The organism is Moorena sp. SIO4E2 (genome assembly GCF_010671945.1).
Classification (GTDB): Bacteria; Cyanobacteriota; Cyanobacteriia; order Cyanobacteriales; family Coleofasciculaceae; genus Moorena; species Moorena producens.
The window spans coordinates 6,848-11,992 of sequence record NZ_JAAHIE010000201.1 but is presented as its reverse complement, the minus strand read 5'-3'; the positions used below and the strand labels follow the sequence as shown (position 1 = coordinate 11,992).

The 5,145-nt window shown below is 43.2% G+C and carries 3 protein-coding genes; all 3 read left to right on the top strand.

From position 1 onward, the window contains the following. Positions 1 to 315 precede the first annotated feature (315 nt). A complete protein-coding gene (locus F6K37_RS20060) occupies positions 316 to 879 on the top strand; it encodes a DUF11 domain-containing protein (protein WP_044492655.1) in 564 nt (187 codons plus the stop codon). 792 nt (positions 880 to 1,671) lie between these two features. Then, complete coding sequence (locus F6K37_RS20055) at positions 1,672 to 4,164, top strand: DUF11 domain-containing protein (RefSeq protein WP_008182445.1); 2,493 nt, start codon at positions 1,672 to 1,674, stop codon at positions 4,162 to 4,164. Then, positions 4,161 to 5,145, top strand: a 985-nt coding sequence (locus tag F6K37_RS20050; RefSeq protein ID WP_287251711.1) for a hypothetical protein, incomplete at its 3' end; no start/stop codon positions are given. The genes F6K37_RS20055 and F6K37_RS20050, both read left to right, overlap by 4 nt.

Genomic DNA, 5,145 nt, shown 5'->3' with positions numbered 1-5,145 from the left:
TGCATCAAGAAGCGCAAGAGTTTGACTTCTGACAAATGACTTCTGACAAATGACTTCTGCTATATGAAGTAGGAATTATGACATGATACGTGTAACTCCTGGTTGTTGACCACGTTTTGAGTCAATCTTTAGTGAGCCACTAATCAAGTCATTTCAGGCTACCCTACCGGAACGCTATCCGGCCAACAGCCTTCATACTTCAGCCTTCATACTTCAGCCTCCATACTTCAGCCTTCATACTTCAGCCCCCATACTTCAGTCTTCAAGCTTCAGCGTTCTATAAAATTGTTGTAATTCTCAAGAGGTTTATTGCAAATGAAACGTTCATCAATTCTAGGTCTGGGTGCGATCGCATTCATGGTTGCTGTCCCTTTTGTAGGTAAGACTCCTGTATTAGCTGGTTTACAGGAAGCTGGGGAAGTGATTGTCCAAAACATCATGCGCCCGAAAGTGCAGTTGAAATTAGTGGCTCAGAAGAAGATAGTAGAAGTTGATAGTGAAGGTAAAGAAAATATTACTTGGCAAGCCCTAGAGAACAAAGCCGTTGTCAAACCAGGAGATACCCTTCGTTACACTGTCAAAGGTGAAAATGCTGGGGAAGTGGAAGCTGACAATCTGATGGTTACCCAACCTATTCCTCGCGCTACCATGTATATTCTTGATTCTGCTAGCAACAGCAATGGAGCAACGATAACTTACAGCATTGATAATGGAGAGACTTTTATAGAACAACCTACTATTGAAGTCACCCTTGAAGATGGCACGGTAGAAACTAGACCTGCCCCTGCTTCAGCTTACACTCACGTTCGCTTTGAGTTTCCAGAAGCTCTCGATCCCAAAGCAGTTTTAGAAGCATCTTATGATGTGAATGTTCGCTAGTAATTAGTGATTAGTGATTAGTGATTAGTGATTAGTGATTAGTGATTAGTGATTAGTTGCTAGTTAGTACTTAGAAGTCATTTGTAAATACCAATAAAATCTTGTTAATTACAAATAACTTATAAATCAGGACTCATAAATCGTCAGCATATGCGCTACTTGAGGTGCTACTTGAGGTTCGGTCAGCGGTCAGCGGTCGGTGGTCAGCCGTGAGCTAAAAGCTCACGCTACTTGAGGTGCCGTCAGCTGTTGGCCACAGGCCCAAAGCTGATCGCTGATAGCTTACTAAAAATCCTAACTAATGACTAATCACTTAAGCTTATAATTTTGTTATTTTTAGAACATAATTACAGGTAATTAAATAATTTATTTAGTAGTCACTATTACTCATTCAGTTGTAACAGTTTTTATCTGGCTAAATAAAACTCCGTAGTAATAAATTCATAACCATAAATAATTTAATTATAAGTATTAGGCGTTGGGTATTAGGCGTTAAGTATTATGTAAAATTAAAGCAGTTTACAGCCTCGTTGCTGTAGCCGGTTCGCTTCATAATCAGAAGACTACAGCCTAAAACCTAAAGCCTAGAGCAGAATAATTCTATTTTTTTAAAAAAAAGCCAGCATAAGTACTGCCTAAAAAAATCAGCGCAACCCGCGCTATTTTTTGATTATTTTTGCCTGATTTTTATAATTTTGCTTAATTTTTATAAAACTTATAAAACCTAAATTTTAATTTTTATAAAAACACCCAATTTCAATCAACAAAAATATCCAGTGATTTACTATCAAAATGTGCAAATCAACCCCTGACTGGAAAAAACGTTTACCAAAGCTGCTAGCAACAGTTTTGATAGGAGGTGTCTTACCAACATCTCCACCAGTACTGTCGCAAACTCAGCCAGCAGAAATTTCAGCAACAACCGGTAAGACACCGCTACAGTGTACAGCTCCTGAAACAGTAGGAGCAACTGTGATCAATCAAGTCACTTATCGGTACCAAATGCCTCGTGGTCCAAGGGGAAGATTCTCTCGACCTAGTGAGTTATTCATTACTGGTACTTCTAGCAAAGTTAAGAGTGAAACCTCTAAACAAGGAACTCTCAATCTGGTATCTCAGGGGATTAAAGATGGGGAAGGCCAGTTGGTGTTTGGCTTAGGTGCTATGACTGATGCCCTGGAGGATGAACTAGTAACCTTGGGCTTTACTTCAGAGGAAGCTAGCAATGCCAGTATCAAAGCAGTAATGAGTTTTGCTAATTCATCCACTGACACTACCGCTGATCAAGTCATCACTGCTGCCAAAACCGCTATTGAGGAAGCAATACCGAATAAAGCTGCCGTCTTAAATGGGGAGAATAGTCAGGCCGATCAAGTCATGGCTCTAGTCTTTACTGGACTAGCTCAACAGGGCTTAGAATCCATTGGTATTGCTGAAGCCGATGCCACAACTGCCCAAAATACCGCAGCTGGTTTAATCCCAACTGACTTGAGTAGTACTACTTTTACCGATATTCGCCAGCAAGCATTTGATGAAGCGCTCAATGCTATCCCTGAACAACAACAACTCCTGATCCAAGCTAAAGACTCTCTTGAGCAAGACCTAGTAAACATTCAGTCTGGTCAAGGGTCGCGGGTGCAATCGGGAGATATTGTGAGTTTCCGTTATGCCTTGCTTAACACCGGAGATGCAGCGATTGAGATACAAACTCCCCAAGCCAGCGTTATTGCTCAAAGTGGCTTAGTCGGTTCAGCTTCGATTGGCAATGTTACTGTTGAGGGTTTGGAGGAAACCCCGGAAACACTGAAAATCGAGCCTGGGCAGGAGGTGGTGCTGAATGTGCAAGTGGCACTTAACGCTGCTGCTGAAGACAATGATCAGCAAACTATAGCCTTAGGGTTTAGCAGTAATTGTGGTCAAGACAATACCTCCCAAGAAACAGCACAACAGACCATAGCTACTATAGCTCCTACACCTGACCCCAGGTTGGAACTGATTGACCCGTTTGGAGAAATCCGGGGTTGTAACAATGAACTGTTGGATGACTATACCGGATTTAGCGTTGGCTTATTTGAACCAGACCCCAATGACCCCACAGGATTCTTGAGTGCTGTAGAACTGACCACCACTGAAGTTCCCGATGACCCCAATAACACCATTCCGGAAGGGATTGAACCTAATACTACCAATGCCAATCCCTTTTTCCTTAACAATGACGACAATGAAAACCGAGGTAGATACAGCTTTCTGTTTGATCGAGACCGAGGTCAGTTAGAGCAAGGTCGAAGCTACATTTTGGTGGTTAATCCACCCGATAATAGCAACTTCCTACAACGGCGCATTCGCTTGACCATCAATAATGTTGATGAAGCCCAAGGTATAGTTTCCTATACTGCTACGTCTTTAGATGGTCTACCGATTACTACGGATGCCAATCCCACAGAGGTACAGGGTGAATTCCTGATTCGGAATGCCAAACGGGAAGGTCTGGTTTTGGGATTGTTGAATGTAGATACGGGTATTTGTGACCTTGAATCGATTCGGATTACCAAGAGCGCAGACCGAGCTACCGCTGAACCAGGAGATACTATCATCTACCGCCTCTCTTTGCGCAATCTAGCCCGTAGTGCTGTGGTTGACATTGTAGTGACTGACGACTTACCCCTAGGATTCACATTGGTTGAAGATTCTGTCCGGGGCGAGTTACAGCAAGAATCAATGGAGATTGAAACCACACGAGATGGGGCAAGAATTACTTTCAGGGTAGCAGAGCCAATTCCAGAAGGTGGAGTATTGAACATTGCTTATGGGGTGCAAGTCACCCCAGATGGCATCCGGGGTGACGGGGAGAACTCAGCAATTGTTGCTGCGGAACGGGATGACAACGGCTGGGATATCAAAGATGGTCCAGTGGTTCATCGAGTACGAATTGATCCCGGCATTATTTCCGATTGCGGCACTTTACTAGGTCGAGTATTTGTAGACAAAAACTTTGATGGTCATCAGCAACCAGGAGAACCGGGCGTTCCTAATGCGGTGATCTTTATGGAAAACGGTAACCGAATTACCACTGATGCCAATGGTCTGTTCTCGGTTAAGAACGTTCTACCGGGATACCACACTGGAGCTTTAGACCTGACTAGCCTTCCAGGTTACACCCTAGCTCCCAATACCCATTTCAATGAGGGCAACAGCCAATCCCGACTCGTGCGTTTAGAACCTGGTGGTATGGCACGCATGAACTTTGCAGTCACTCCGACCTTCAACGAAGAGGATCAGCAATGAAATTAACTAACAATTATAACACATCTTGTAAACTACAGCTAATGGGAGCGATCGCTGGTAGCGTCACCATGGTGCTGTATCCTGCGATCGCTGAAGCTGAATCAACCCAAGCAGCAGAGGATAAATTACCAGTCATTGACCTGAAGCCAAGTCAACTACCTAGCCTTGATCTCAAACAAGAACCGATCCTCAGCTTCAATCCCGGTCTGGTTCCCTCCCTAAACCAAAATGAGCAATCAACAACAATTGCTCTGAGACAGTCTTCCAGTTTTAACATCAACGATGGACAATTTCCTAGGTTTGATGTGAGGTCAGATCAAGTCCCTAGACTGAACTTGAAACGAGAACCTATCGTTAGTTTCAACTCGACTCTGACTCCCTCACCAATCCAACAGACAGAGCCATCCTCAGACATCGCCCTTGCACCTGTAGTGGACTTGAGTACAAGTCGGCTACCTAGTTTTGACCTACTGCCTGGTCAACTACCTCAGCTAAATTCACCAAAAGCTCTACTTGCTAATCTAGACCTGAAACAACAGCAAAGGGTTAGTCTCAATCGTGTTAATACTGAAGCTAGACAAACTATACCGATCGCAGCAACTAGCTCAGATACTGAAATTACAATCGCACCTGATATCGATATCCAAGTCGGAGACTTACCTGAGTTTGCGGTTAATGGTGAATTACCTAACTTAGATTTAAGTAACGCTCAATTAGACCACCTTCAACTGCGTACGCAACAAACTGTTAGTCTCAATCCTACGGTTAATAATGAAGCTAGACAAACTATACCGATTCCAGAAACTCAGTTAGACCAAGAGATTGCTTATGCACCTGATATCGATATCCAAGTCGGAGACTTACCTGAGTTTGCGGTTAATGGTGAATTACCTAACTTAGATTTAAGTAACGATAAATTAGACAACCTTCAACTGCGTACGCAGCAAACCGTTAGTCTCAATCGTGTTAATACTGAAGCTA

Coding starts and splice junctions, on each gene's coding strand:
- F6K37_RS20055 (WP_008182445.1), top strand. CDS start 1,672: ATGTGCAAATCAACCCCTGACTGGAAAAAACGTTTACCAAAGCTGCTA.
- F6K37_RS20060 (WP_044492655.1), top strand. CDS start 316: ATGAAACGTTCATCAATTCTAGGTCTGGGTGCGATCGCATTCATGGTT.